Origin of the sequence: Pseudomonas sp. GL-B-12 (assembly GCF_019955895.1) — a bacterium.
GTDB lineage: Bacteria > Pseudomonadota > Gammaproteobacteria > Pseudomonadales > Pseudomonadaceae > Aquipseudomonas.
This window is the reverse complement of the sequence record NZ_JAHBCX010000033.1, coordinates 91,831-113,197: the sequence shown is the minus strand read 5'-3', so window position 1 is coordinate 113,197 and position 21,367 is coordinate 91,831. Positions and strand designations below refer to the sequence as shown.

Sequence of the window (21,367 nt, the reverse complement as noted above, 5' to 3'; positions counted from 1 at the left end):
TTCAGATACCCATGGGCGGTTCAAGCTTTGTCCACAACCTGCGCCTTGGCATCCGGCAAGGTGAAACCGGACACCGAACGACGCAACTGACTGGCCATTTTCGCCAGGTTGCCGATGCTGTCGGCCGTGGCGGTGGAACCCGACGACGTCTGCGAGGTGATCTGCTGGATCACGTTCATCGTCAGGGAAATCTGACCGGCCGACGACGTCTGCTGTTGCGCGGCATTGGAAATGCTCTGGATCAACGCCGCGAGCGTCTTGGAGACGCCTTCGATTTCTTCCAGGGCCACACCGGCATCCTGCGCCAGACGAGCGCCACGCACCACTTCGGTCGTCGTCTGCTCCATGGAGATGACCGCTTCGTTGGTGTCGGTCTGGATCGCCCGCACCAGGGTTTCGATCTGCCGGGTAGCGGCGGACGAGCGCTCGGCCAGGCGCTGCACTTCATCGGCGACCACGGCGAAACCGCGACCGGCGTCACCGGCCATGGACGCCTGGATGGCTGCGTTGAGGGCAAGGATGTTGGTCTGGTCGGCAATGTCATCGATCAGGCTGACAATGTCGCCGATTTCCTGGGACGACTCGCCCAAGCGCTTGATTCGCTTGGCGGTGTCCTGAATCTGTTCGCGAATGTTGTCCATGCCGTGGATGGTGTTGTGCACCACCTCGTTGCCCTTGTTGGCGATCTCCACCGAGCGTTCGGCAACCGCCGAAGATTCCGCCGCGTTGGCCGACACCTGGTCGATGGACTCGGCCATGTCGTTGATCGCCATCGACGCTTCGGAAATCTGCTGGGCCTGGTGCTCAGACGCCTGCGCCAGGTGCATGGCAGTGGCCTGGGTTTCCTGCACGGCGGCGGCAACCTGGCCGGCAGTGAGGTTGATGGTCGCGACCAGATCGCGCAGTTGGTCGACGGAGTAATTGATCGAGTCGGCGATGGTGCCGGTAAAGTCTTCGGTCACCGAGGCCGTTACCGTTAGGTCGCCATCGGCCAGGTCTTCGATCTCGTCGAGCAGGCGCATGATCGCGTTCTGGTTTCGCTCGTTTTTCTCGGCGGTTTCGCGCAACTGACGATTGGTTTCGCGCACCATCACCATGCCGATCAGGATGATCGAAGCCAGCGCCAACAAGCCCAGCACATAACCGCCAATGGTGTCGGTGGTGCGCCCGCCGACCATGTTTTCGAAACCGCTGGCCAGGTGTGAGGCTTCGTCGAGCAGGGTTTGTGACAGGCTGAAAATGTTCGAGGCCGATTCGCGGACCTTGAACAGTTCCGGCGAGGTTTCGAGGATCTCGTCTACCGAGCCCGAGACGAACTCGAACAGCTCGGAAATTTCCGCGAGTCGCGCACGGGCGTCGCGGTCTTCGACCTGGCTGACCTTGAGCGCCGGGTCGCCCTGGAGCATGCCGTTGAGCACCTTGCCGAACTGAGTTGCGTCACGCCCGAACGCATCGGCGGCCTGCTGTGAATTTTCGTCGCCGGCCAACACCGTGTTGACCGCGCCGAGGATCCGTTCGGCCAGCAGCGATTGGCGCTGGGCCATGGCCACCTGAGCCGCCGGGGCGCCCCGTTGCAGGAGAATCTCGACGACTTTCTCGTACTCGACCTGCAATTGCGGCACAGTTTCGGCCAGGGTCGCGGCGACCTGATGCAGCGACAGTACGGTTTGCTCGCTGGAAAGAATCGCATCGGTGTTTTTCAGCAGGCGTTCCCAGTCCTGTTGCACCGCGCGCATCTCCGGACGCACGGTGGCGGGGGCCGGCGGCAGGCCGGTGGCCGGGTCGCCCTTCTTCAGATAACCCCAGCGCTGGGCAAAATCGTTGCGCGCATCGCTGAGCAACTTGAACGCGGCAGACTTGCCGGCAGCGGCTTCGGTGGCGTTCTTGGCGATTCGCTGGGACAGCACGCGCAGTTCGCCGGCGTGGCCGATGTACTGTTTGTCGTAGATAGCCTGGGTGTTGAGGTACGCGAAGTTGGCGAACAGCAGCATGATGAAGACGATCAGCGCGATGAACAGCACGATAATCTGCGACCGGCTGCGCGACCCTTCCAATGGCTTGCCTGCTTTTGCTTTTATCATCGGTCCTCGCCTGTTAACCCATTTCCGGGCCTGCCCGGGACCCTGTGGGAGCGGGCTTGCTCGCGAAAGCGGTAGATCAGCCAATATCAATGTTGAATGGACTGCCGCCTTCGCGAGCAAGCCCGCTCCCACATTGGATCTCTGTTGTTCCGCTTACACCGCGACGTTCATGAACCCCTGGGACTGCGTCAACGCAAACGGGCTGAACACCTGCCAGCACTGCTCGCGCTGAAACCGGCCTTTGACGAATGCCGCCACCGGCCCCTTCAACTCGTCTGCCGGCACCGGCTCCAGGCTGTCCTGGGCAAAGTGCTGGAGGCCGAAGACTTCATCGACCAGCAACCCGGCAAACACCTCTTCATGTTCCACCACCAACACCCGCCGTTGCCGGCGCGCCGCCGAAAGCTCGTGCCCGAAGAAGCCGCACAAGTCCATGACCGGCAACAAACGCCCGCGCAGGTTGGCGACACCCCTGACCCAGGGCTTGACCCCCGGTAGCTGAGTGGAGCGCGGCTCGTGCAAGACTTCGCTGACTTCGCTCATTGGCGCGACATACCAGTGTTCGCCCAGGCGAAAACCGATGCCGCTCCAGCTGTCCCGCCGGGCCGGCTGGGACGGCAAGTCCGCCGCCAGCAGACGACAGCGCTGGTCGATTTGCAGCAGCAGTTCGAAAGCCGTCAGCGACTCGTTCATAACCTGTCGATCAACCGGCCAGCACGTTGTTCAGGGTCTTGATCAGGGTGTCTTCATCGACCGGCTTGGTCAGGTAGTCCTTGGCGCCCTGGCGCGTGCCCCAGACCTTGTCGGTTTCCTGATCCTTGGTGGTGATGATGATCACCGGGATATGCCCGGTTTCCGGGTCCTTGGTCAACTGGCGGGTCGCCTGGAAGCCGTTGAGGCCGGGCATGACGATGTCCATCAGCACCGCATCGGGCTTTTCCTGGCGGGCCAGGGCCACGCCGTCGGCGCCGTTTTCGGCTTTCAACACTTCATGACCGTGCTTTTCCAGCATGCCGGTCAATTTGTACATTTCGGTCGGCGAGTCATCGACGATCAGAATACGTGCCATGGTCTTCCCCATTTTTGTCGACGCCGGGCCCGATGGCCGAGCGTCACTGTGCGTGTCCTACTGCGGCAAAACGGCGGCGAAGCCAGGAACATGGGCCTGGATCGCATCAAGCAATTCTTCCTTGCTGAACGGCTTGGTCAAAAACTGGTCGGAGCCGACGATGCGCCCCTTTGCCTTGTCGAACAGCCCGTCCTTGGACGACAGCATAATCACTGGCGTGGACTTGAACGCGCTGTTGTTCTTGATCAGGGCGCAAGTCTGATAGCCATCCAGGCGCGGCATCATGATGTCGACAAAGATGATGCCGGGGTGGTTGTCGACAATCTTGGCCAGGGCATCAAAACCATCGATGGCCGTGATGACCTCACAACCCACGTTCTTGAGCAGCGTTTCGGCGGTGCGACGGATCGTCTTCGAATCGTCGATCACCATGACCTTCAAGGCGCTGGGGTGCTGTTCCATAAAATGCTCTACCGTCGCCTTTGCGAAACAAATTGTCCGTTTGCCGGTTAACGCGGCTCGAAACCCTTGATGCTCAAGGGCCGGCACGACATGGCAGCCTTTTTAGCACAGTCTCCAAAACCAATCTATCGGCCGACCCGCAAGGTGGTTTTTCTTGACCGGGAACACACTCAGCGCCACTCTGACGCCACTTTTTTCATACCGATCCGGTAGCCAATTTTCGAGGAAAACCCAATGAGCGTTCGCGTCGGGATTGTCATGGACCCTATCGCCAGCATTTCCTATAAAAAGGATAGCTCGCTGGCCATGCTGCTGGCCGCGCAGAAGCGTGGCTGGGAACTGTTCTATATGGAGCAGCGCGACCTGTATCAGGGTGAAGGCCAGGCCCGGGCGCGGATGCGTCCGCTGCAGGTTTTCGCCAACCCGGAAAAATGGTTCGAACTGGGCGCCGAAAGCGACGCGCTGCTGAGCGATCTGGATGTGATCCTGATGCGCAAGGATCCACCGTTCGACATGGAGTTCGTCTACTCCACCTATTTGCTGGAGCAGGCCGAGCGCGCTGGCGTGCTGGTGGTCAACAAGCCGCAAAGCCTGCGTGACTGCAACGAAAAGCTGTTCGCCACGCTGTTCCCGCAGTGCACTCCGCCGACTATCGTCAGCCGTCGCCCTGACGTGCTGCGCGAATTCGCCGACCATCATGGCGATGTGATACTCAAGCCGCTGGACGGCATGGGCGGTTCTTCGATATTCCGCCACACCGCAGGGCATCCGAACCTGTCGGTGATCCTCGAAACCCTGACCCTGCATGGTCAGCAGCAAATCATGATCCAGGGTTATCTGCCGGCCATCGTCGATGGCGACAAGCGCATCCTGATGATCGACGGCGAGCCCGTGGATTACTGCCTGGCGCGAATTCCCGCGGCGGGCGAAACCCGCGGCAACCTGGCCGCCGGTGGCCGTGGCGAAGCGCGCCCGCTGACCGACAAGGACCGCTGGATCGCCGCGCAAGTCGGCCCGACCCTGCGTGAAAAAGGCCTGTTGTTCGTGGGTCTGGACGTGATCGGCGAGCACCTGACCGAGATCAACGTCACCAGCCCGACCTGCATTCGCGAGATCGATAATGCGTTTGGCACTGACATCGGCGGCATGCTGATGGAGGCCATTGAGAAGCAGCTGCAAGCCGCAAGCCGCAAGCCGCAAGCTTGAAGCTGATCCTCTTACAGCTTGTCGCTTGCAGCTTGAAGCTTGAAGCTAAAAACCAACATTGCGTTATCATGCCGGGCCCGTAAAAACGTGATGTTGGTTTTTGTGCCATGACCCTCCCGTCCGATCTGCCTGCTGAGCTCGCCCACCGTGGCGTGCGCCCGGCTGATCGCCTCGGTTTTACCCTGTTTCTGGCGGTGCTGATCCACCTGGCCTTGCTGTTGGGTGTCGGGTTTGCAGTGGTCGAGCCCAAACAGATCAGTAAAACCCTGGAAATCACCCTCGCCACCTTCAAAAGCGAAAAAAAGCCCGAGAAAGCCGATTTCCTGGCCCAGGAAAATCAGCAAGGCAGCGGCACCCTGGATAAAAAGGCGATTCCCAAGACCACCGAGGTCGCGCCATTCCAGGACAACAAGGTGCAAAAGGTCACGCCACCGCCGGCCGCCAAGCCTGAAATTCAGGAAGCCCCGCCCAAGGCTGCCGTGACCACCGTGGCGCCGAAGCCGAAAAAAGCCACCGCCAAGACCGAAGAGCCCAAGACCGAGGTCAAGTCCCAGGTCCAGGCGCCGACGTTTGACAGTGAGCAGCTGTCCAGCGACATCGCCAGCCTGGAAGCGGAACTGGCCGCCGAACAACAGTTGTACGCCAAGCGTCCACGCATTCACCGCTTGAGCGCGGCCTCGACCATGCGCGACAAGGGCGCCTGGTACAAGGACGAATGGCGCAAGAAAGTCGAGCGCATCGGCAATCTCAACTACCCCGACGAAGCGCGGCGCAAGCAGATCTACGGCAATTTGCGCCTGATGGTCTCGATCAACCGCGACGGTTCGCTGTATGAAGTGCTGGTGCTGGAATCTTCCGGGCAACCGCTGCTGGATCAGGCGGCGCAACGAATCGTCCGGCTGGCCGCGCCGTTTGCACCGTTTACCGGGGATTTGTCGGATATCGACCGGCTGGAGATCATCCGCACCTGGAAGTTTGCCCGTGGTGACAGGCTCTCAAGCAACTGACCACCACAGAACCCCTGTGGGAGCGGGCTTGCTCCGGGCGGCGATCCGACGAAGAGGCCGGTACATTTGGCATAAATGTCGACTGACCTGACGCCTTCACGGGCAAGCCCGCTCCCACAATGATCTGCATTGTCAGGGACAATCGGAGCATTTCCTGTGCATCCCCAGCTTGTCAGTTCGCCCCTCGAACGCCACACTAGCGGTCATGAAAAACGTCAGCCCCAGCTACCTCAAGCATCAATTCCTGATCGCCATGCCGCACATGGCCGACCCGAACTTTGCGCACACCTTGACCTACATCGTCGAGCACACGGCCAATGGCGCCATGGGGCTGGTGGTCAACCGCCCGCAAGATCTGAACCTGGCCGATATCCTTGAGCAATTGCGCCCGGAAATCGAACCGCCAGCGCTCTGCCAGCATGTGCCGATCTTCATCGGTGGCCCGGTGCAGACCGATCGCGGTTTCGTCCTTCACCCCAAGGGTCAGAGCTTCCAGGCGACCGTTGATCTGGAAGACGAGTTGGCCCTTTCGACCTCCCAGGACGTGCTGTTCGCCATCGCTGACGGCGTCGGCCCGGCAAAAAGCCTGATTGCCCTCGGCTATGCCGGTTGGGAAGCCGGGCAGCTTGAAGCCGAACTGGCGCAGAACGCCTGGCTGAACTGCCCGTTCGACGCCGACATCCTGTTCAATACCAGCAGTGAGTTGCGCCTGGAAGCGGCGGCCAAGCACTTGGGCGTCAACCTCAGCCTGTTGACCAGCCAGGCGGGGCACGCCTGATGGCCCTGAAGCTGATTCTGGGTTTTGACTACGGCACCAAACAGATCGGTGTTGCGGTCGGCCAGGTGATTACTGGCCAGGCCCGCGAGCTGTGCACCCTGAAAGCGCAGAACGGCATTCCTGACTGGAATCAGGTCGAAGCCCTCATCAAAGAGTGGAAACCCGATGCCGTGGTGGTCGGCCTGCCGTTGAACATGGACGGTACACCCAGCGACATGTGCGCCCGTGCGGAAAAGTTCGCCCGGCGTCTGAACGGCCGCTTCAACCTGCCCTTTTATACCCACGATGAACGCCTGACCACCTTCGAGGCCAAGGGCGAACGCCTGGCTCGTGGCGGCCAGAAAGGCAGTTACCGCGACAACCCGGTCGATGCCATCGCCGCCGCCCTGCTGCTGCAAGGCTGGCTCGACGAAAACACCGCACTGTTTGAATCCTGAAGAGCCGCTGTGCGTCTCTCTTAGCTACAACCCGAGCCACTTCCCGCACAGGCTGGCTCGGGCCCAAGAAGGAGCAACCATGAGCCTGCCCAATCCCGCCGAACTGATCAGCCAGATGGCGACCCGACTTGACGCCTATCTGGCCAAACGAGGCATCAGCGACCCGCGTTACATCGGCATTCGTACCGGCGGCGTCTGGGTGGCCCAGGCTCTGCTCAAGGAGCTGGGCAGCAATGAGCCCCTCGGCACCCTGGACGTGTCCTTCTACCGCGACGACTTCAGCCAGAACGGCCTGCACCCGCAGGTTCGCCCTTCGGCGCTGCCGTTCGAAATCGAAGGCCAGCACCTGGTGCTGATCGATGACGTATTGATGACCGGCCGCACCATCCGCGCCGCCATGAACGAACTGTTCGACTATGGCCGCCCGGCCAGCGTCACGCTGGTGTGCCTGCTGGACCTGAACGCTGGCGAACTACCGATCCGCCCGAACGTGGTTGGCGCGACCCTGTCGCTGGCGGCCCACGAACGGGTGAAGCTGTCCGGCCCGGAGCTCGCGCTCGAACTGCAAGACCTCGCCCTTTAATTCGCCCTATTGAGAGTCCCCCTTGCGATGACGCCTCTAGAAACCAAGCGCCCGCTGCAGCTCAATGATCAGGGCCAGCTGCGCCATTTCCTCTCGCTCGACGGTTTGCGCCGGGAGCTGTTGACGGAAATCCTCGACACCGCCGACTCCTTCCTCGAAGTCGGCGCCCGGGCCGTGAAGAAAGTCCCGCTGCTGCGCGGCAAGACCGTGTGCAACGTGTTCTTCGAGAACTCGACCCGCACCCGCACCACCTTCGAACTGGCGGCCCAGCGGCTCTCGGCGGACGTGATCACCCTCAACGTGTCCACGTCGTCGGCGAGCAAGGGCGAAACCCTGCTCGACACCCTGCGCAACCTGGAAGCCATGGCCGCCGACATGTTCGTCGTACGCCACGGTGATTCGGGTGCCGCGCACTTCATCGCCGAACATGTTTGCCCACAAGTGGCGATCATCAACGGCGGTGACGGCCGGCACGCGCACCCGACCCAGGGCATGCTCGACATGCTGACCATCCGCCGGCACAAGGGCGGGTTCGAAAACCTTTCGGTGGCCATCGTCGGCGACATCCTGCATTCGCGGGTCGCGCGCTCGAACATGCTGGCCCTGAAAACCCTCGGTTGCCCGGATATCCGCGTGATTGCGCCGAAAACCCTGCTGCCGATCGGCATCGAGCAATACGGCGTGAAGGTCTACACCGACATGACTGAAGGCCTGAAGGACGTCGACGTGGTGATCATGTTGCGACTGCAGCGTGAACGCATGACCGGCGGCCTGTTGCCGAGCGAAGGCGAGTTCTACCGCCTGTTCGGCCTGACCACCGCGCGCCTGGCCGGCGCCAAGCCCGATGCCATCGTGATGCACCCGGGACCGATCAACCGTGGTGTGGAAATCGAGTCGGCGGTGGCCGACGGCCCTCACTCGGTAATCCTCAACCAGGTGACCTACGGGATCGCCATTCGTATGGCCGTGCTGTCCATGGCCATGAGCGGGCAGACTGCCCAGCGCCAACTCGAGCAGGAGAACGCCCAGTGAAGCTCAGCATCCTCGGCGCCCGCGTGATCGATCCGGCCAGCGGCCTGGATCAAGTGACCGATATCCACATCGAAGCCTGCAAAGTCGTCGCCCTTGGCGCGGCGCCAGCCGGCTTTATCGCCGTCGACACGATCGACGCCAAAGGCCTGGTGGCCGCTCCCGGCCTGGTCGACCTCTACGTTGCCCTGCGCGAGCCGGGTTACAGCCGCAAAGGCTCGATTGTCAGCGAAACCCGCGCGGCGGCGGCTGGCGGCGTGACCAGCCTGTGCTGCCCGCCAAAGACCAAACCGGTGCTGGACACCTCGGCGGTGGCCGAACTGATCCTCGACCGCGCCCGTGAGGCCGGCAACACCAAAGTCTTCCCGATTGGCGCCCTGAGCAAAGGCCTGGACGGTGAACAGCTGGCCGAACTCGTGGCACTGCGCGATGCCGGTTGCGTGGCCTTCGGCAATGGCCTGGAGAGCTTCCGCAACACCCGCACCCTGTGCCGGGCACTGGACTACGCAGCGACTTTCGACCTGACGGTGATTTTCAACTCTCAGGATCACGACCTGGCCGAGGGAGGCCTGGCTCACGAAGGCCCGACTGCCAGCTTCCTTGGCCTGCCAGGCATCCCGGAAAGCGCCGAAACCGTCGCCCTGGCCCGGGATCTGCTGCTGGTTGAGCAGACCGGCGTGCGCGCACACTTCAGCCAGCTCACCAGCGCACGCGGCGTAGAGCTGATCGCCCAGGCCCAGGCCCGGGGCCTGAAGGTGACCGCGGATGTCGCCCTGTACCAGCTGATCCTGACCGACGAAGCCCTGATCGGCTTCAGCAGCCTGTATCACGTCCAGCCGCCGCTACGCACCCGCGCCGACCGCGAGGGCCTGCGCGCAGCGGTGAAATCGGGCGTGATCTCGGCCATCTCCAGTCATCACCAACCCCATGAGCGTGACGCCAAACTGGCACCGTTCGGCGCGACCGAGCCGGGCATCAGCAGCGTTGAACTGCTATTGCCACTGGCAATGACCTTGGTTGAAGACGGCTTGCTGGATCTGCCGACACTGCTCAAGCGCCTGAGCGCCGGCCCTGCCGAGGCCTTGCGCCTGCCGGCAGGCAAACTGGCGGTGGGTGGCGCGGCGGACATCGTGCTGTTCGACCCTGCGGCCTCGACCGTGGCGGGTGAAAGCTGGCTGTCGAAGGGCGAAAACTGCCCGTTCATTGGCCACAGCCTGCCGAGCGTGGTGCGTTACACCCTGGTGGATGGGCGGATCAGCCACCAGGCTTAAACCGCGTCGCTCCAATCGCGGGTAAGCCCGCTCCCACAGGATTGAGATGATCCCTGTGGGAGCGGGCTTGCCCCGGGCGGCGTTCCGACGATGGCGTCTTAGAAGGCGCCTCTGTTCTGCGTATTGCGAACAGAGATCTGATCATTAAGCATCCAGACGTCATACAGCCCTCCTCCCCCCTCCTCCGTCATCCACTGCCTCTCCCCTAACAGCACATCCGCATCAAGTACATCTCTACAAGCGATGGCGAATAAACCTATCCAATGAACAGAAATTTCTGACTCATCATCATTTGTGCGAAAAGAACTTCGCAACACACAGAAACATCCTACAAAGTTATTGAATGCGGATTCAACGCCTATCATCTAGCATAAAAACAGCACAAGGAAACATCACTACAAACACCATGAACACAAAGTACTAATAAGGAGCAACACATGAAAAATGGACTTACTCTACCTCCTATCGTGACGAAAGGAACAACGGGGAACTCAGGCGGCTTTACAGTTAATCCTGGGTTTACCTGGGGAACCTATGGGACTGCAGATTGGCAGGGCGCAGGTGAAGCCATCATCACCAACGACGGGCAAACTTACTCTCTGCCACTATGCGATGGCCCCGCCATCTCCTCAGCCGAAATGGACATGTTCCATGATTGGCTCGAAATGAAAAGTGGTATAAAAGCCTTTACTTATGAACTACAAATGGTGGGCAGAGCAATTAACAACGACGCCTTCGGCGCCATTAAAGACCTTTGGAAAATCACGGAGAGTGACAACTACCTACTAAACAACTCTTCGATCGTCACTCATGCCTATTTCAAGAACAAACTTGTAAATTTCAGTCTTGCCGACACCTTCGCAGCGCAACAAAAACTAAGCAACCTAGACGCCCTGATCAAAGTAGCATCGACAAGTCTGTACAACATCAAGTATGAAACACAAACAACCGAGCTATCAGGGGGAACATTTAGTCCTGTCAAAGCATTTGCTCACTACCTGTGGGGAAATGGAGAGAAGCTGCGAGTCGATATAAACAACATAGGCCTCAACGTACAGGCGAATGAAATTCCGCTGCTAGCCAACACCATAGCCAGCACCAGAGAATCCGGAAGGTATTATTTATCTGATCCAAAAGTACCTTACGCCACTGCTGACGACAGCAAAGCCACAGGATATTATCTAGGACGAATAACATTGAAAATTGAAGGAGAATTTACAAGAGAAATAAACGGATCATGGGTTTTTGATGGAACTGCAAAAGCTTATACGGACACATACGACTTTGACAAAAGTAACAGATCAACACTACTCGAAGCTTTAACCACAGCAGGCAGAGCATTCTCAGGAACGAAATATGAAATCGATATAACTGGAGAGCAAAAAATAAGACTAACCGGAACTGGCTTTCGGCCGGACCTGCATTAGATTAGTCTGTTAGGTTTTTAAACTATCTACTGCATTCAGGAAGAGCCGACATGAAGACTCTCTACAAGCACCTAAACTACGTCTACCCAGTGCTTTTAGCGATCACCTCCAGTGTAGCAATATTTATTTTAGCAAATAATTTGAGCACAGGCATTTACAACATAGACCGAGACTCAATTGGAATACCAATAGGTGCAATCCTGATTGCAGGCTTAATATTACTTACACTTCATCTATTGCAAATACTCTTATACAAGAAAGCCCGCACACACCGCACGAACGGAGCCTTAATAAAAGCATCAGCATTTATAGTTGCACTTGCATCACTTGCGATTCTTGCTGACAGCATAAATTACTGGGCTACTCCAAACCACCTCATCATTTCAACCTTATACAGCATCAGTACAATTGCATTTGCAACACTTCAACTTCAACTGCTAAAAGTATTTCAATAGTCATTCACAGGCTATGACTCAAGCAGACGAATAGCAGGATCAGTCACCAGGCGTAACACCCTGTGGCGGGGGGCTTGCCCCCTCGCCACATTTAATCAACGACTCTGCGCATTACGCAGCGACACCTGGTCATTCAACGTCCAGAAGTCATACAGCACCCCAAGAAAGAACAACCCACCCGTCAGCAGGTACAGCAACCCACTGATCCATTTCCCCTGATACATCCGGTGCACACCGAACACCCCGAGAAACGTCAGCAGGATCCACGCCACGTTGTATTCGATGGGGCCCGCGGTAAACCGCAAGTCAGCCTCGCGGTCCATCGCCGGAATCAGGAAAAGGTCGATCAGCCAACCGATCCCCAGCAAGCCGAAGGTGAAGAACCAGATAGTCCCGGTCACCGGCTTGCCGTAATAGAAGCGGTGAGCGCCGGTGAAACCGAAAATCCACAGCAGGTAACCGATCACTTTACTGTGGGTGTCTTGCTGCTGGACAGCCTGTTGATAGGGGTTCATGAATGACCTCGATTCACACGATAGATAAATATTCTTTAATTCTTTGTGACTTTTTTACAGGCATCCGACGTATGGCAAATGCTACCTTCACTCCCGTCAAAGCCTTGTAACACCGGACTCCTGTCCGACAATTGCGCCATTTTGCCGCTTTTTTGCCACCATTGCCCCCCGGATTGAATCGACCAACGGCCTCGGAGGCAGCAAAAAAGCTGTTATAAAGTTGCGCGCTAACTTATTAAGAGCCTTGCCTAATGCGTTCATTTTTCAAGACATGGCTAACCATTTGCCTTTTGATGCCACTGGCCGCCCACGCCACCAATCGTGAGCAACGTCTTCCAAACGTTAATGGTTACACCCCAAAATCCCATGCCTCTGCTCCTTCGAGCAAAGACAAAAAATCCGCTAAATATGCTCCAAGCCTGGCCAGCGACAAAAGCGGCCTGGTTCCACCGATGGGCACCAAGGAAAGCAGCGACGTGCTGAGCCGCGCCGTGAACGTCCTTGGCACTCCTTATCGTTGGGGCGGCAGCAGCCCAAGCAAAGGTTTCGATTGCAGCGGCCTGGTGAAATACGCGTTCAACGACACCACGTTCGACCTGCCACGCACCTCCAACGCCATGGCCAGCGGTCATGGGGAGAAAGTCGATCGCGACGACCTGAAGCCGGGCGACCTGATTTTCTTCAACATCAAAAGCCGTCGGGTCAATCACGTTGCCATTTACCTGGGCAACGACCGTTTCATCCACGCGCCACGTCGTGGCAAGTCGGTGTCCATCGATACCTTGAAGAAACCGTACTGGGAAAACCACTACGTGGTTGCCAAGCGGGTTCTGCCGAAAGAGCCGAATCAGTTGCGGGTTGTTCAGCGCTGATTGGCTAGCGCACCCCTCGCCACAGGTAACATTGCAATTCTCAAAAGTTATCCGGTGACCGCGCCTTCTCCCGCGCATGATCACGACTGATCAGCCCCTTGGTCATCAGGTCCTTCAAGCTCATATCCAGCGTCTGCATCCCCAACGACCCTCCCGACTGAATCGCCGAGTACATTTGCGCCACCTTGTCCTCGCGGATCAGGTTCCTGATCGCCGATGTCCCCAGCATGATCTCGTGGGCCGCGATGCGTCCGCCGCCGATTTTCTTCACCAGGGTCTGGGACACCACCGCCAGCAGCGACTCGGAGAGCATCGAGCGCACCATTGACTTCTCGTCCCCCGGAAACACGTCGACCACCCGGTCGATGGTTTTCGCCGCCGACGTGGTATGCAGCGTGCCGAACACCAGATGGCCGGTTTCGGCCGCGGTCAATGCCAGGCGAATGGTCTCCAGGTCGCGCAGCTCCCCCACCAGGATCACATCCGGATCTTCCCGCAGTGCCGAACGCAAGGCGGTGGCGAAACTACGGGTATCGCGATGGACTTCACGCTGATTGATCAGGCATTTGCGCGACTCATGAACGAACTCGATGGGGTCCTCGATGGTGAGGATGTGGTGATGACGATGGGTATTGAGGTAATCGATCATCGCCGCCAGCGTGGTGGACTTGCCGGAACCGGTCGGGCCGGTCACCAGCACCAGGCCACGGGGAGCGTCGGTCATTTTGCGGAACACGTCGCCCATGCCCAGTTCGTCCATGCTCTGCACCTTTGACGGGATTGTGCGAAACACGGCACCCGCGCCACGGTTCTGGTTGAACACATTGACCCGAAAGCGCGCCACGCCGGGCACGTCGAAGGAAAAGTCGGTTTCCAGATGCTTTTCGAATTCCACCCGCTGGGTGTCATTCATGATGGCATGGATCAGCGCCTGCACCTGCTGGTGGTCCAGGGGCGGCAGGTTGATGCGCCGCACATCGCCATCCACCCGAATCATCGGCGGCAGGCCGGCGGACAGGTGCAGGTCGGATGCGCCCTGTTTGGCGCTGAATGCCAGCAGTTCGGTGATATCCATAGCGTCTCTCAATTCCAGTAGAATGCCGCGAACCTTCAGACCGCTGGCGCCTCTTGATGTCCACCATAGCAGACAACATTCTCGAAGTTAGTTCGCGCATAAACGCCGCAACATTCGCCGCCAACCGCGCCGAAAACAGTGTCCAGTTGCTGGCCGTGAGCAAGACCAAACCCGCACAAGACCTGCGTGAAGCCTACGCTGCCGGCCTGCGCGACTTTGGCGAGAACTACCTGCAGGAAGCGTTGGGCAAGCAGCTGGAACTGGCCGACCTGCCCTTGATCTGGCACTTCATCGGCCCCATTCAATCGAACAAGACTCGTGCTATCGCCGAACACTTCGACTGGGTGCATTCCGTGGACCGTCTGAAAATCGCACAACGCCTGTCCGAACAACGTCCCGCCGATTTGCCGCCCCTGAACATCTGCATTCAGATCAATGTCAGCGGTGAAGCCAGCAAATCCGGCTGCACCCCGGCCGACCTGCCGGCTCTGGCCAACGCCATCAGCGACCTGCCGCGCCTGAAACTGCGCGGGTTGATGGCTATCCCTGAGCCGACGGAAGATCGCGTTGCCCAGGATGCTGCGTTTGCTGCCGTGCAAAGCCTGCAAGCCAGCCTGAACCTGCCGCTCGACACACTTTCCATGGGCATGAGCCACGACCTTGAGTCAGCCATCGCCCAGGGCGCCACCTGGGTCCGTATCGGTACGGCCCTGTTTGGCGCCCGCGACTACGGCCAGCCGTAAACATGGCTGACACACTTCTGAATAAGGACCTGACATGAGCAAGACACGTATTGCCTTTATCGGTGCCGGCAACATGGCCGCCAGTCTGATCGGTGGCCTGCGGGCCAAAGGTCTGGAAGCCGCACAGATTCGCGCCAGCGATCCGGGCGAAGAAACCCGCGCCCGCGTGAGTGCTGAACACGGCATCGAAACCTTTGCCGACAACGCCCAGGCCGTCGACGGCGCCGACGTCGTCGTCCTGGCGGTCAAGCCGCAGGCGATGAAAGCCGTGTGCGAAGCTCTGCGCCCAAGCCTCAAGCCCAATCAACTGGTGGTGTCGATTGCCGCGGGCATCACCTGCGCCAGCATGAACAACTGGCTCGGCGCCCAGCCAATCGTGCGCTGCATGCCCAACACCCCGGCGCTGGTGCGTCAGGGCGCGAGCGGCCTGTTCGCAACAGCCGAAGTGTCCGCCGAACAGCGTCAGCAGGCCCAGGAGCTGCTGTCAGCGGTCGGTATCGCCTTGTGGCTGAATGAAGAGCAGCAACTGGATGCCGTCACCGCCGTTTCCGGCTCGGGCCCGGCGTATTTCTTCCTGTTGATCGAGGCCATGACCGCCGCCGGCGTGAAACTCGGCCTGCCGGCGGACATTGCCGCGCAACTGACCTTGCAAACCGCACTGGGCGCCGCCCACATGGCGATCTCCAGCGACGTTGACGCCGCCGAGTTGCGCCGCCGTGTCACCTCGCCTGCGGGCACCACGGAAGCTGCAATCAAGTCGTTCCAGGCCAATGGCTTCGAAGCCCTGGTCGAAAAGGCACTCGGCGCTGCCGCGCATCGCTCGGCCGAGATGGCTGAGCAACTTGGCCGCTAATCAGCTCTTACAAAGGAATCAATAATGCTCGGACTCAATGACGCTGCCATTTTCATCATTAAAACCTTGGGCAACCTGTACCTGCTGATCGTGCTATTGCGCTTCATCCTGCAATTGGTCCGGGCAAATTTTTACAACCCGCTCTGCCAGTTCATCGTGAAAGCCACTCAACCACTGCTCAAGCCACTGCGCCGGTTCATCCCGAGCATGTTCGGTCTGGACATGTCGTCGCTGGTACTGGCGCTGATCGTGCAGATAGTGCTGATGGCGGTCATCCTGCTGCTCAAAGGCTTCCAGGTCGACTTGCTGCTGTTGGTGCCTTGGGCTCTGATCGCCCTTTTCTCGCTGTTTTTGAATGTACTGTTCTACGCGATGATCATCAGCGTGATTCTGTCCTGGGTTGCACCGGGCAGCCACAACCCTGGCGCAGAACTGGTCGCTCAGATCACTGAACCGGTCCTTGCGCCGTTCCGCCGGATCATCCCTAACCTGGGTGGTCTCGACATCTCGCCGATCTTCGCGTTCATCGTGATCCAGTTGCTGCAAAGCTGGCTGATCCCGCGCATTGCTTACCTTGCCTTCATGCCGCAAGGACTCGGCCTGATCTGATGAGCTACTTTCGCTGGGACGGTGACGACCTGATTCTGGAGTGTCACCTGCAACCGGCAGCCCGCAGTGATGATTTCTGCGGGCTGCACGGCGATCGCCTGAAGATCCGCCTGACCGCGCCTCCGGTCGAGGGTAAGGCCAACGCGTATCTGATGGCGTTTCTGGCCAAGGCCTTTGGCGTGTCCAAGAGCCAGGTCAGCTTGATCAGCGGCGAGTTGAACCGGCAGAAACGGGTGCGAATTTGCTCGCCGAAGAAGTTGCCGGACTTGCCTGGATTGACGCGACAAAACTGATATACCGAGGCGCTGCCTTCGCGAGCAAGCCCGCTCCCACAGGGGAACGCATTCCAATGTGGGAGCGGGCTTGCTCGCGAATGGTGTACCTCGGTCTTACTGAATGAAATCAGGCCCGGCCTTTGCTTGCCGCTAACCCCAGCGGTCTTTAGACTTACGCCTCATTTCAATGAGAGCAGGGTCGATGCCAGCTGCCTTTCCCCCCGATTCTGTTGGTCTGGTGACGCCGCAAGTGGCGCACTTCAGCGAACCCTTGGCGTTGGCTTGTGGACGTTCGCTCCCGGCCTATGACCTGATTTACGAAACCTACGGCACGCTCAACGCCACGGCGAGCAACGCCGTGCTGATCTGCCACGCCCTGTCCGGTCACCACCACGCCGCCGGCTACCACAGCGCCGACGACCGCAAACCCGGTTGGTGGGACAGCTGCATCGGCCCCGGCAAGCCGATCGACACCAGCAAGTTCTTCGTGGTCAGCCTGAACAACCTCGGCGGCTGCAACGGTTCCACTGGCCCGAGCAGCATCAACCCGGAGACTGGCAAGCCGTTCGGCGCCGATTTCCCGGTCCTGACCGTCGAGGATTGGGTGCACAGCCAGGCGCGCCTGGCCGATCGTCTCGGCATCGCCCAGTTCGCGGCCGTTATCGGCGGCAGCCTCGGCGGCATGCAGGCGATGCAATGGAGCATCACCTACCCTGACCGCATTCGTCACTGCCTGGCCATCGCCTCGGCGCCCAAGCTGTCGGCACAGAACATCGCGTTCAACGAAGTGGCGCGCCAGGCGATCCTCACCGACCCTGAATTCCACGGCGGTTCGTTCCAGGAACACAACGTGATCCCCAAGCGCGGTCTGATGCTCGCGCGGATGGTCGGGCACATCACCTACCTGTCCGACGACTCCATGGGCGAAAAATTCGGCCGCGGGCTCAAGAGCGAGAAGCTCAACTACGACTTCCACAGCGTCGAATTCCAGGTGGAAAGCTACCTGCGCTATCAGGGCGAAGAGTTCTCCGGACGCTTCGACGCCAACACGTACCTGTTAATGACCAAAGCGCTCGACTACTTCGATCCGGCGGCCAACTTCGACGATAACCTGGCGAAAACCTTTGAAGGTGCAAAAGCCAAGTTCTGCGTGATGTCGTTCACCACCGACTGGCGCTTCTCCCCTGCCCGCTCGCGGGAACTGGTGGACGCACTGATGGCCGCGCGCAAGGACGTCTGCTACCTCGAGATCGACGCTCCGCAAGGCCACGACGCCTTCCTGATTCCGATCCCGCGCTATCTGCAGGCATTCGGCAATTACATGAACCGCATTACGTTGTGAGAAAGCCATGAGAGCTGATCTGGAAATCATCCAGGAATGGATCCCCGCCGGCAGCCGCGTGCTCGACCTCGGGTGCGGCGATGGCGAACTGCTGACCTGGCTGCGCGACAACAAGCAAGTCACCGGTTATGGCCTGGAAAACGACGCCGACAACATCGCCGAGTGCGTGGCCAAGGGCATCAACGTCATCGAACAGGACCTGGACAAGGGCCTGGGCAACTTTGCCAGCAACAGTTTCGATATCGTGGTCATGACCCAGGCGCTGCAAGCGGTGCACTACCCGGACAGGATCCTCGAGGAAATGCTGCGCGTCGGCCGTCAGTGCATCATCACTTTCCCGAATTTCGGTCACTGGCGCTGCCGCTGGTACCTGGCGAGCAAGGGCCGTATGCCGGTTTCCGAGTTCCTGCCGTACACCTGGTACAACACGCCGAACATTCACTTCTGCACCTTCGCGGACTTTGAAGCCTTGTGTCGCGAACGTGAAGCGAAGGTCATTGATCGGCTGGCCGTGGATCAACAGCATCGGCACGGGTGGGCCAGCAAGCTATGGCCTAATCTGTTAGGTGAGATCGGCATCTACCGGGTCAGCAGCCCGGGACTTTCCGACCACAAGATCGCAGTCTGATCCACCCTATTTCAAGGAGAACGATCATGGGTCGTCTAGCGTTGTTTCTACTCACTGCCTGCCTGAGCGTCACCGCCATGGCCGCCGACGCCATCAAGAGCGAACGCAAGGAAACCTTCGGCGACGTGACAGTGCACTACAACACCTTCAACTCCACCTACCTGCTACCGGACGTTGCCAAGGCCGCCCAACTGACGCGCAGCAAGGATCAGGGCGTGATCAACATTACGGTGATCAAGGCCGGCACGCCGATGATGGCCGAGGTCAGCGGCACCGTCAAAGACCTGACCAGCCAAAGCTACACGCTGAACTTCAAACAAGTCACCGAGCAAGGAGCGATCTACTACATCGCCCAATACCCGGTACCGCAGCAGGAAATCCGCACCTTCGACATCAAGGTGCAGACCGGCGACAAGATCAACACCATTAATTTCAACCAAGAGCTCTTCCCCGGCCAATGATCAACTTCACGCAACTCGTATTGGCCAGCCATAACGCCGGCAAACTCAAGGAACTCCAGACCATGCTCGGCGAGTCGGTGCATCTGCGCTCGATTGGCGAGTTCAGCAGCGTCGAACCTGAAGAAACCGGCCTGTCGTTCGTCGAGAACGCCATCCTCAAGGCCCGCAATGCCGCGCGCATTTCCGGCCTGCCGGCGCTGGCCGACGATTCCGGGCTGGCGGTGGATTTCCTTGGCGGTGCGCCGGGCATCTACTCGGCGCGTTATGCCGACGGCAAGGGCGATGCGGCGAACAACGCCAAGCTGCTCGACGTGTTGAAAGACGTGCCTGAAGCCGAACGTGGTGCGCAGTTCGTGTGCGTGCTGGCATTGGTGCGCCACGCCGATGATCCGTTGCCGATCCTCTGCGAAGGTTTGTGGCACGGGCGAATCCTGACCCAGGCCAGCGGCGAACACGGCTTTGGCTACGACCCGCTGTTCTGGGTGCCTGGGCGCGACTGCTCCAGCGCCGAACTGAGCCCACGCGACAAGAACCAGATCAGCCACCGCGCCCGTGCAATGGATCTGCTGCGCCAGCGTCTGGGCTTGAAATGACCCGTGAATCATCCGCGTCGCCGCTGATCTTCGGCGGCGATGCACAATCGCCTCGGGCGGCCCTGCCTGTGCTGCCGCCGCTAGCGCTGTATATCCACATCCCTTGGTGCGTGCGCAAATGCCCTTATTGCGACTTCAACTCCCACACCGCCAGCCCGGTGCTGCCGGAAGAAGAGTACGTCGACGCATTGCTGGCCGATCTCGATCAGGACCTGCACGCCGTTTATGGTCGTGAGCTGAGCTCGATTTTCTTTGGTGGCGGCACGCCAAGCCTGTTCAGCGCTGATTCGCTGGGTCGCTTGCTCAAAGGCGTCGAACAGCGCATTCCGTTTGCCAGCGACATCGAGATCACGCTGGAAGCCAATCCGGGGACGTTCGAGCAAGACAAGTTCGTGGCGTACCGGAAACTGGGCATAAATCGCCTGTCGATCGGCATCCAGAGCTTTCAGCAAGAAAAGCTCGAGGCCCTGGGGCGGATTCACAACGGTGACGAAGCCGTACGCGCCGCCGGCATGGCGCGGCAGGCCGGGTTCGATAACTTCAACCTGGACTTGATGCATGGCTTGCCGAATCAGTCCCTGGACGATGCCTTGGCCGACCTGCGCACAGCCATCGCCCTGAAACCGACACACCTGTCGTGGTATCAACTGACTCTGGAACCGAACACGGTGTTCTGGAACCAGCCGCCGACGCTGCCGGAAGACGACACACTGTGGGACATTCAGGAAGCCGGGCAAGCGCTGTTGGCCGAACACGGTTACGCGCAATACGAAGTCTCGGCCTATGCCTTGCCCGGTCGCCCGGCGCGCCACAACCTCAATTACTGGAGTTTTGGCGACTTCATCGGCATTGGCGCGGGTGCCCATGGCAAGCTCAGCCATCCGGACGGGCGCATCATTCGCACCTGGAAGACCCGCCTGCCGAAGGATTACCTGAATCCGGCGAAGAGCTTCCAGGCTGGCGAGAAAGCGCTGGGCAACGATGAAATGCCGTTCGAATTCCTGATGAACGCGCTGCGCCTGACTGAAGGCGTCGAATCGCGGCTGTACCCGGAACGTACCGGCATGACTCTGGAAAGCCTTGCTGAAGGCCGCCGTGAAGCCGAACAAAGCGGCCTGTTGCAGGTCGAACCGTCACGTCTGGTAGCCACCGAGCGCGGACAACTCTTCCTCAACGACTTGCTGCAGAAATTTCTGACATAAGGAAATCGAATGGATTTGGTACTCGACCTGCTTGCCACCGTGTCTCGCTGGAGCCGCAGCAACCTCTCGGAAATCGCCCTGGCCCTGGTGGGCTGCCTGCTGGTGCTGTTCGGTGCGGATTTCAAAGGCTGGGTCGAGCAGCGCCTGGGCAGCATCGCCGGCGCCTTGCGCGTGCCGCTGATGTCCCTGCTGTGCATGATCGGCAGCGGCGCGGCGCTGATCTATGCCACGCCCTGGGTTGTGCGTGGCCTGAGCCAGTTCAACAACTACAGCCTGGCGCCAGTGTTGCTGGTGGTGCTGGTGTTGATTGGCGTCGTGGCAGACCGCCGCTGATCCTGCAGCACACACAAAATAAATGTGGGAGCGAGCCTGCTCGCGATAGCGGCTTTACAGT

The 21,367-nt window shown here is 59.5% G+C and carries 26 protein-coding genes; 20 read left to right on the top strand and 6 right to left on the bottom strand.

What is annotated here, in order from left to right; all coding sequences use genetic code 11:
- Window positions 1–20: 20 nt before the first annotated feature.
- From KGA85_RS18450 to pilG, 4 genes are all read right to left on the bottom strand, one after another.
- Window positions 21–2,081: a methyl-accepting chemotaxis protein gene (locus KGA85_RS18450; protein WP_223460548.1), complete on the bottom strand. Its 2,061-nt coding sequence runs from the start codon at window positions 2,079–2,081 to the stop codon at window positions 21–23.
- A gap of 153 nt (window positions 2,082–2,234) precedes the next feature.
- On the bottom strand, window positions 2,235–2,774 hold the full coding sequence (locus tag KGA85_RS18445) for a chemotaxis protein CheW (protein ID WP_223460550.1): 540 nt from the start codon (window positions 2,772–2,774) through the stop codon (window positions 2,235–2,237).
- A gap of 10 nt (window positions 2,775–2,784) precedes the next feature.
- Window positions 2,785–3,150, bottom strand: a complete 366-nt coding sequence (gene pilH / locus KGA85_RS18440) for a twitching motility response regulator PilH (RefSeq protein ID WP_007897961.1) — start codon at window positions 3,148–3,150, stop codon at window positions 2,785–2,787.
- Between the two features lie 57 nt (window positions 3,151–3,207).
- Complete coding sequence (pilG, locus tag KGA85_RS18435; protein WP_090451937.1) at window positions 3,208–3,612, bottom strand: twitching motility response regulator PilG; 405 nt, start codon at window positions 3,610–3,612, stop codon at window positions 3,208–3,210.
- A 234-nt stretch (window positions 3,613–3,846) separates the two neighbouring features.
- Between pilG and gshB the strand changes: the two genes are divergently transcribed.
- From gshB to KGA85_RS18390, 9 genes are all read left to right on the top strand, one after another.
- On the top strand, window positions 3,847–4,818 hold the full coding sequence (gene gshB / locus KGA85_RS18430; RefSeq protein ID WP_223460551.1) for a glutathione synthase: 972 nt from the start codon (window positions 3,847–3,849) through the stop codon (window positions 4,816–4,818).
- 107 nt (window positions 4,819–4,925) lie between these two features.
- Window positions 4,926–5,825 carry an energy transducer TonB gene (locus KGA85_RS18425; protein WP_223543297.1) on the top strand — a complete coding sequence of 300 codons (900 nt, stop codon included), beginning with the start codon at window positions 4,926–4,928 and terminating at the stop codon, window positions 5,823–5,825.
- A gap of 205 nt (window positions 5,826–6,030) precedes the next feature.
- Window positions 6,031–6,603, top strand: a complete 573-nt coding sequence (locus tag KGA85_RS18420) for a YqgE/AlgH family protein (RefSeq protein WP_057712922.1) — start codon at window positions 6,031–6,033, stop codon at window positions 6,601–6,603.
- Window positions 6,603–7,040: a Holliday junction resolvase RuvX gene (gene ruvX, locus KGA85_RS18415; RefSeq protein WP_056726497.1), complete on the top strand. Its 438-nt coding sequence runs from the start codon at window positions 6,603–6,605 to the stop codon at window positions 7,038–7,040. Before KGA85_RS18420 ends, ruvX begins: the two co-directional genes overlap by 1 nt.
- A gap of 79 nt (window positions 7,041–7,119) precedes the next feature.
- On the top strand, window positions 7,120–7,623 hold the full coding sequence (gene pyrR, locus KGA85_RS18410; RefSeq protein ID WP_223460555.1) for a bifunctional pyr operon transcriptional regulator/uracil phosphoribosyltransferase PyrR: 504 nt from the start codon (window positions 7,120–7,122) through the stop codon (window positions 7,621–7,623).
- Between the two features lie 27 nt (window positions 7,624–7,650).
- A complete protein-coding gene (locus KGA85_RS18405; protein WP_223460556.1) occupies window positions 7,651–8,655 on the top strand; it encodes an aspartate carbamoyltransferase catalytic subunit in 1,005 nt (334 codons plus the stop codon).
- Complete coding sequence (locus tag KGA85_RS18400) at window positions 8,652–9,923, top strand: dihydroorotase (protein ID WP_223460558.1); 1,272 nt, start codon at window positions 8,652–8,654, stop codon at window positions 9,921–9,923. Before KGA85_RS18405 ends, KGA85_RS18400 begins: the two co-directional genes overlap by 4 nt.
- Before the next feature lie 437 nt (window positions 9,924–10,360).
- Window positions 10,361–11,350 carry a lipid II-degrading bacteriocin gene (locus KGA85_RS18395; RefSeq protein ID WP_223543296.1) on the top strand — a complete coding sequence of 330 codons (990 nt, stop codon included), beginning with the start codon at window positions 10,361–10,363 and terminating at the stop codon, window positions 11,348–11,350.
- 50 nt (window positions 11,351–11,400) lie between these two features.
- A complete protein-coding gene (locus KGA85_RS18390) occupies window positions 11,401–11,805 on the top strand; it encodes a hypothetical protein (RefSeq protein WP_223460562.1) in 405 nt (134 codons plus the stop codon).
- Window positions 11,806–11,900: 95 nt separating this feature from the next.
- Here the strand turns inward: KGA85_RS18390 and KGA85_RS18385 are convergent, their stop codons facing one another.
- On the bottom strand, window positions 11,901–12,320 hold the full coding sequence (locus tag KGA85_RS18385) for an NINE protein (RefSeq protein ID WP_223460564.1): 420 nt from the start codon (window positions 12,318–12,320) through the stop codon (window positions 11,901–11,903).
- Between the two features lie 251 nt (window positions 12,321–12,571).
- Here KGA85_RS18385 and KGA85_RS18380 point away from each other — a divergent pair, with 251 nt between their 5' ends.
- Window positions 12,572–13,192, top strand: a complete 621-nt coding sequence (locus KGA85_RS18380; RefSeq protein WP_223460566.1) for a C40 family peptidase — start codon at window positions 12,572–12,574, stop codon at window positions 13,190–13,192.
- 40 nt (window positions 13,193–13,232) lie between these two features.
- Here the strand turns inward: KGA85_RS18380 and KGA85_RS18375 are convergent, their stop codons facing one another.
- On the bottom strand, window positions 13,233–14,267 hold the full coding sequence (locus tag KGA85_RS18375; protein ID WP_223460568.1) for a type IV pilus twitching motility protein PilT: 1,035 nt from the start codon (window positions 14,265–14,267) through the stop codon (window positions 13,233–13,235).
- 56 nt (window positions 14,268–14,323) lie between these two features.
- On the opposite strand from KGA85_RS18375, the gene KGA85_RS18370 reads away from it, so the two are divergent.
- The 10 genes from KGA85_RS18370 (at window position 14,324) to KGA85_RS18325 (ending at window position 21,306) form a co-directional block, all read left to right on the top strand.
- Complete coding sequence (locus KGA85_RS18370) at window positions 14,324–15,010, top strand: YggS family pyridoxal phosphate-dependent enzyme (protein ID WP_223460570.1); 687 nt, start codon at window positions 14,324–14,326, stop codon at window positions 15,008–15,010.
- A gap of 34 nt (window positions 15,011–15,044) precedes the next feature.
- Window positions 15,045–15,863: a pyrroline-5-carboxylate reductase gene (gene proC / locus KGA85_RS18365; RefSeq protein WP_223543295.1), complete on the top strand. Its 819-nt coding sequence runs from the start codon at window positions 15,045–15,047 to the stop codon at window positions 15,861–15,863.
- 24 nt (window positions 15,864–15,887) lie between these two features.
- On the top strand, window positions 15,888–16,472 hold the full coding sequence (locus tag KGA85_RS18360) for a YggT family protein (RefSeq protein ID WP_223460574.1): 585 nt from the start codon (window positions 15,888–15,890) through the stop codon (window positions 16,470–16,472).
- Window positions 16,472–16,765, top strand: coding sequence for a DUF167 domain-containing protein (locus KGA85_RS18355; protein WP_223460576.1), 294 nt, complete (start codon window positions 16,472–16,474; stop codon window positions 16,763–16,765). Before KGA85_RS18360 ends, KGA85_RS18355 begins: the two co-directional genes overlap by 1 nt.
- Window positions 16,766–16,949: 184 nt before the next feature.
- Window positions 16,950–18,089 (top strand): homoserine O-succinyltransferase MetX, encoded by a 1,140-nt coding sequence (gene metX / locus KGA85_RS18350; RefSeq protein WP_223445322.1) that lies wholly within the window; start codon window positions 16,950–16,952, stop codon window positions 18,087–18,089.
- Window positions 18,090–18,096: 7 nt separating this feature from the next.
- Complete coding sequence (gene metW, locus KGA85_RS18345; protein WP_223460578.1) at window positions 18,097–18,717, top strand: methionine biosynthesis protein MetW; 621 nt, start codon at window positions 18,097–18,099, stop codon at window positions 18,715–18,717.
- Window positions 18,718–18,743: 26 nt separating this feature from the next.
- Window positions 18,744–19,178, top strand: coding sequence for a DUF4426 domain-containing protein (locus KGA85_RS18340; protein WP_223460580.1), 435 nt, complete (start codon window positions 18,744–18,746; stop codon window positions 19,176–19,178).
- The gene (rdgB, locus tag KGA85_RS18335) at window positions 19,175–19,771 is read left to right on the top strand and encodes an RdgB/HAM1 family non-canonical purine NTP pyrophosphatase (protein WP_223460582.1); all 597 of its coding nucleotides are present in this window, start codon (window positions 19,175–19,177) and stop codon (window positions 19,769–19,771) included. Before KGA85_RS18340 ends, rdgB begins: the two co-directional genes overlap by 4 nt.
- Complete coding sequence (gene hemW / locus KGA85_RS18330) at window positions 19,768–20,973, top strand: radical SAM family heme chaperone HemW (RefSeq protein ID WP_223533056.1); 1,206 nt, start codon at window positions 19,768–19,770, stop codon at window positions 20,971–20,973. The genes rdgB and hemW overlap by 4 nt, the downstream gene beginning before the upstream one ends.
- A gap of 9 nt (window positions 20,974–20,982) precedes the next feature.
- Window positions 20,983–21,306, top strand: a complete 324-nt coding sequence (locus KGA85_RS18325) for a DUF3392 domain-containing protein (RefSeq protein WP_007987827.1) — start codon at window positions 20,983–20,985, stop codon at window positions 21,304–21,306.
- The last annotated feature ends 61 nt before the right edge of the window (window positions 21,307–21,367 follow it).

What these genes read in the sequence shown, in the direction of transcription:
- KGA85_RS18450 (WP_223460548.1), bottom strand. Translation starts at nt 2,081, where the DNA reads ATGATAAAAGCAAAAGCAGGCAAGCCATTGGAAGGGTCGCGCAGCCGG.
- KGA85_RS18445 (WP_223460550.1), bottom strand. Translation starts at nt 2,774, where the DNA reads ATGAACGAGTCGCTGACGGCTTTCGAACTGCTGCTGCAAATCGACCAG.
- pilH (WP_007897961.1), bottom strand. Translation starts at nt 3,150, where the DNA reads ATGGCACGTATTCTGATCGTCGATGACTCGCCGACCGAAATGTACAAA.
- pilG (WP_090451937.1), bottom strand. Translation starts at nt 3,612, where the DNA reads ATGGAACAGCACCCCAGCGCCTTGAAGGTCATGGTGATCGACGATTCG.
- gshB (WP_223460551.1), top strand. Translation starts at nt 3,847, where the DNA reads ATGAGCGTTCGCGTCGGGATTGTCATGGACCCTATCGCCAGCATTTCC.
- KGA85_RS18425 (WP_223543297.1), top strand. Translation starts at nt 4,926, where the DNA reads ATGACCCTCCCGTCCGATCTGCCTGCTGAGCTCGCCCACCGTGGCGTG.
- KGA85_RS18420 (WP_057712922.1), top strand. Translation starts at nt 6,031, where the DNA reads ATGAAAAACGTCAGCCCCAGCTACCTCAAGCATCAATTCCTGATCGCC.
- ruvX (WP_056726497.1), top strand. Translation starts at nt 6,603, where the DNA reads ATGGCCCTGAAGCTGATTCTGGGTTTTGACTACGGCACCAAACAGATC.
- pyrR (WP_223460555.1), top strand. Translation starts at nt 7,120, where the DNA reads ATGAGCCTGCCCAATCCCGCCGAACTGATCAGCCAGATGGCGACCCGA.
- KGA85_RS18405 (WP_223460556.1), top strand. Translation starts at nt 7,651, where the DNA reads ATGACGCCTCTAGAAACCAAGCGCCCGCTGCAGCTCAATGATCAGGGC.
- KGA85_RS18395 (WP_223543296.1), top strand. Translation starts at nt 10,361, where the DNA reads ATGAAAAATGGACTTACTCTACCTCCTATCGTGACGAAAGGAACAACG.
- KGA85_RS18390 (WP_223460562.1), top strand. Translation starts at nt 11,401, where the DNA reads ATGAAGACTCTCTACAAGCACCTAAACTACGTCTACCCAGTGCTTTTA.
- KGA85_RS18385 (WP_223460564.1), bottom strand. Translation starts at nt 12,320, where the DNA reads ATGAACCCCTATCAACAGGCTGTCCAGCAGCAAGACACCCACAGTAAA.
- KGA85_RS18380 (WP_223460566.1), top strand. Translation starts at nt 12,572, where the DNA reads ATGCGTTCATTTTTCAAGACATGGCTAACCATTTGCCTTTTGATGCCA.
- KGA85_RS18375 (WP_223460568.1), bottom strand. Translation starts at nt 14,267, where the DNA reads ATGGATATCACCGAACTGCTGGCATTCAGCGCCAAACAGGGCGCATCC.
- KGA85_RS18370 (WP_223460570.1), top strand. Translation starts at nt 14,324, where the DNA reads ATGTCCACCATAGCAGACAACATTCTCGAAGTTAGTTCGCGCATAAAC.
- proC (WP_223543295.1), top strand. Translation starts at nt 15,045, where the DNA reads ATGAGCAAGACACGTATTGCCTTTATCGGTGCCGGCAACATGGCCGCC.
- KGA85_RS18360 (WP_223460574.1), top strand. Translation starts at nt 15,888, where the DNA reads ATGCTCGGACTCAATGACGCTGCCATTTTCATCATTAAAACCTTGGGC.
- KGA85_RS18355 (WP_223460576.1), top strand. Translation starts at nt 16,472, where the DNA reads ATGAGCTACTTTCGCTGGGACGGTGACGACCTGATTCTGGAGTGTCAC.
- metX (WP_223445322.1), top strand. Translation starts at nt 16,950, where the DNA reads ATGCCAGCTGCCTTTCCCCCCGATTCTGTTGGTCTGGTGACGCCGCAA.
- metW (WP_223460578.1), top strand. Translation starts at nt 18,097, where the DNA reads ATGAGAGCTGATCTGGAAATCATCCAGGAATGGATCCCCGCCGGCAGC.
- KGA85_RS18340 (WP_223460580.1), top strand. Translation starts at nt 18,744, where the DNA reads ATGGGTCGTCTAGCGTTGTTTCTACTCACTGCCTGCCTGAGCGTCACC.
- rdgB (WP_223460582.1), top strand. Translation starts at nt 19,175, where the DNA reads ATGATCAACTTCACGCAACTCGTATTGGCCAGCCATAACGCCGGCAAA.
- hemW (WP_223533056.1), top strand. Translation starts at nt 19,768, where the DNA reads ATGACCCGTGAATCATCCGCGTCGCCGCTGATCTTCGGCGGCGATGCA.
- KGA85_RS18325 (WP_007987827.1), top strand. Translation starts at nt 20,983, where the DNA reads ATGGATTTGGTACTCGACCTGCTTGCCACCGTGTCTCGCTGGAGCCGC.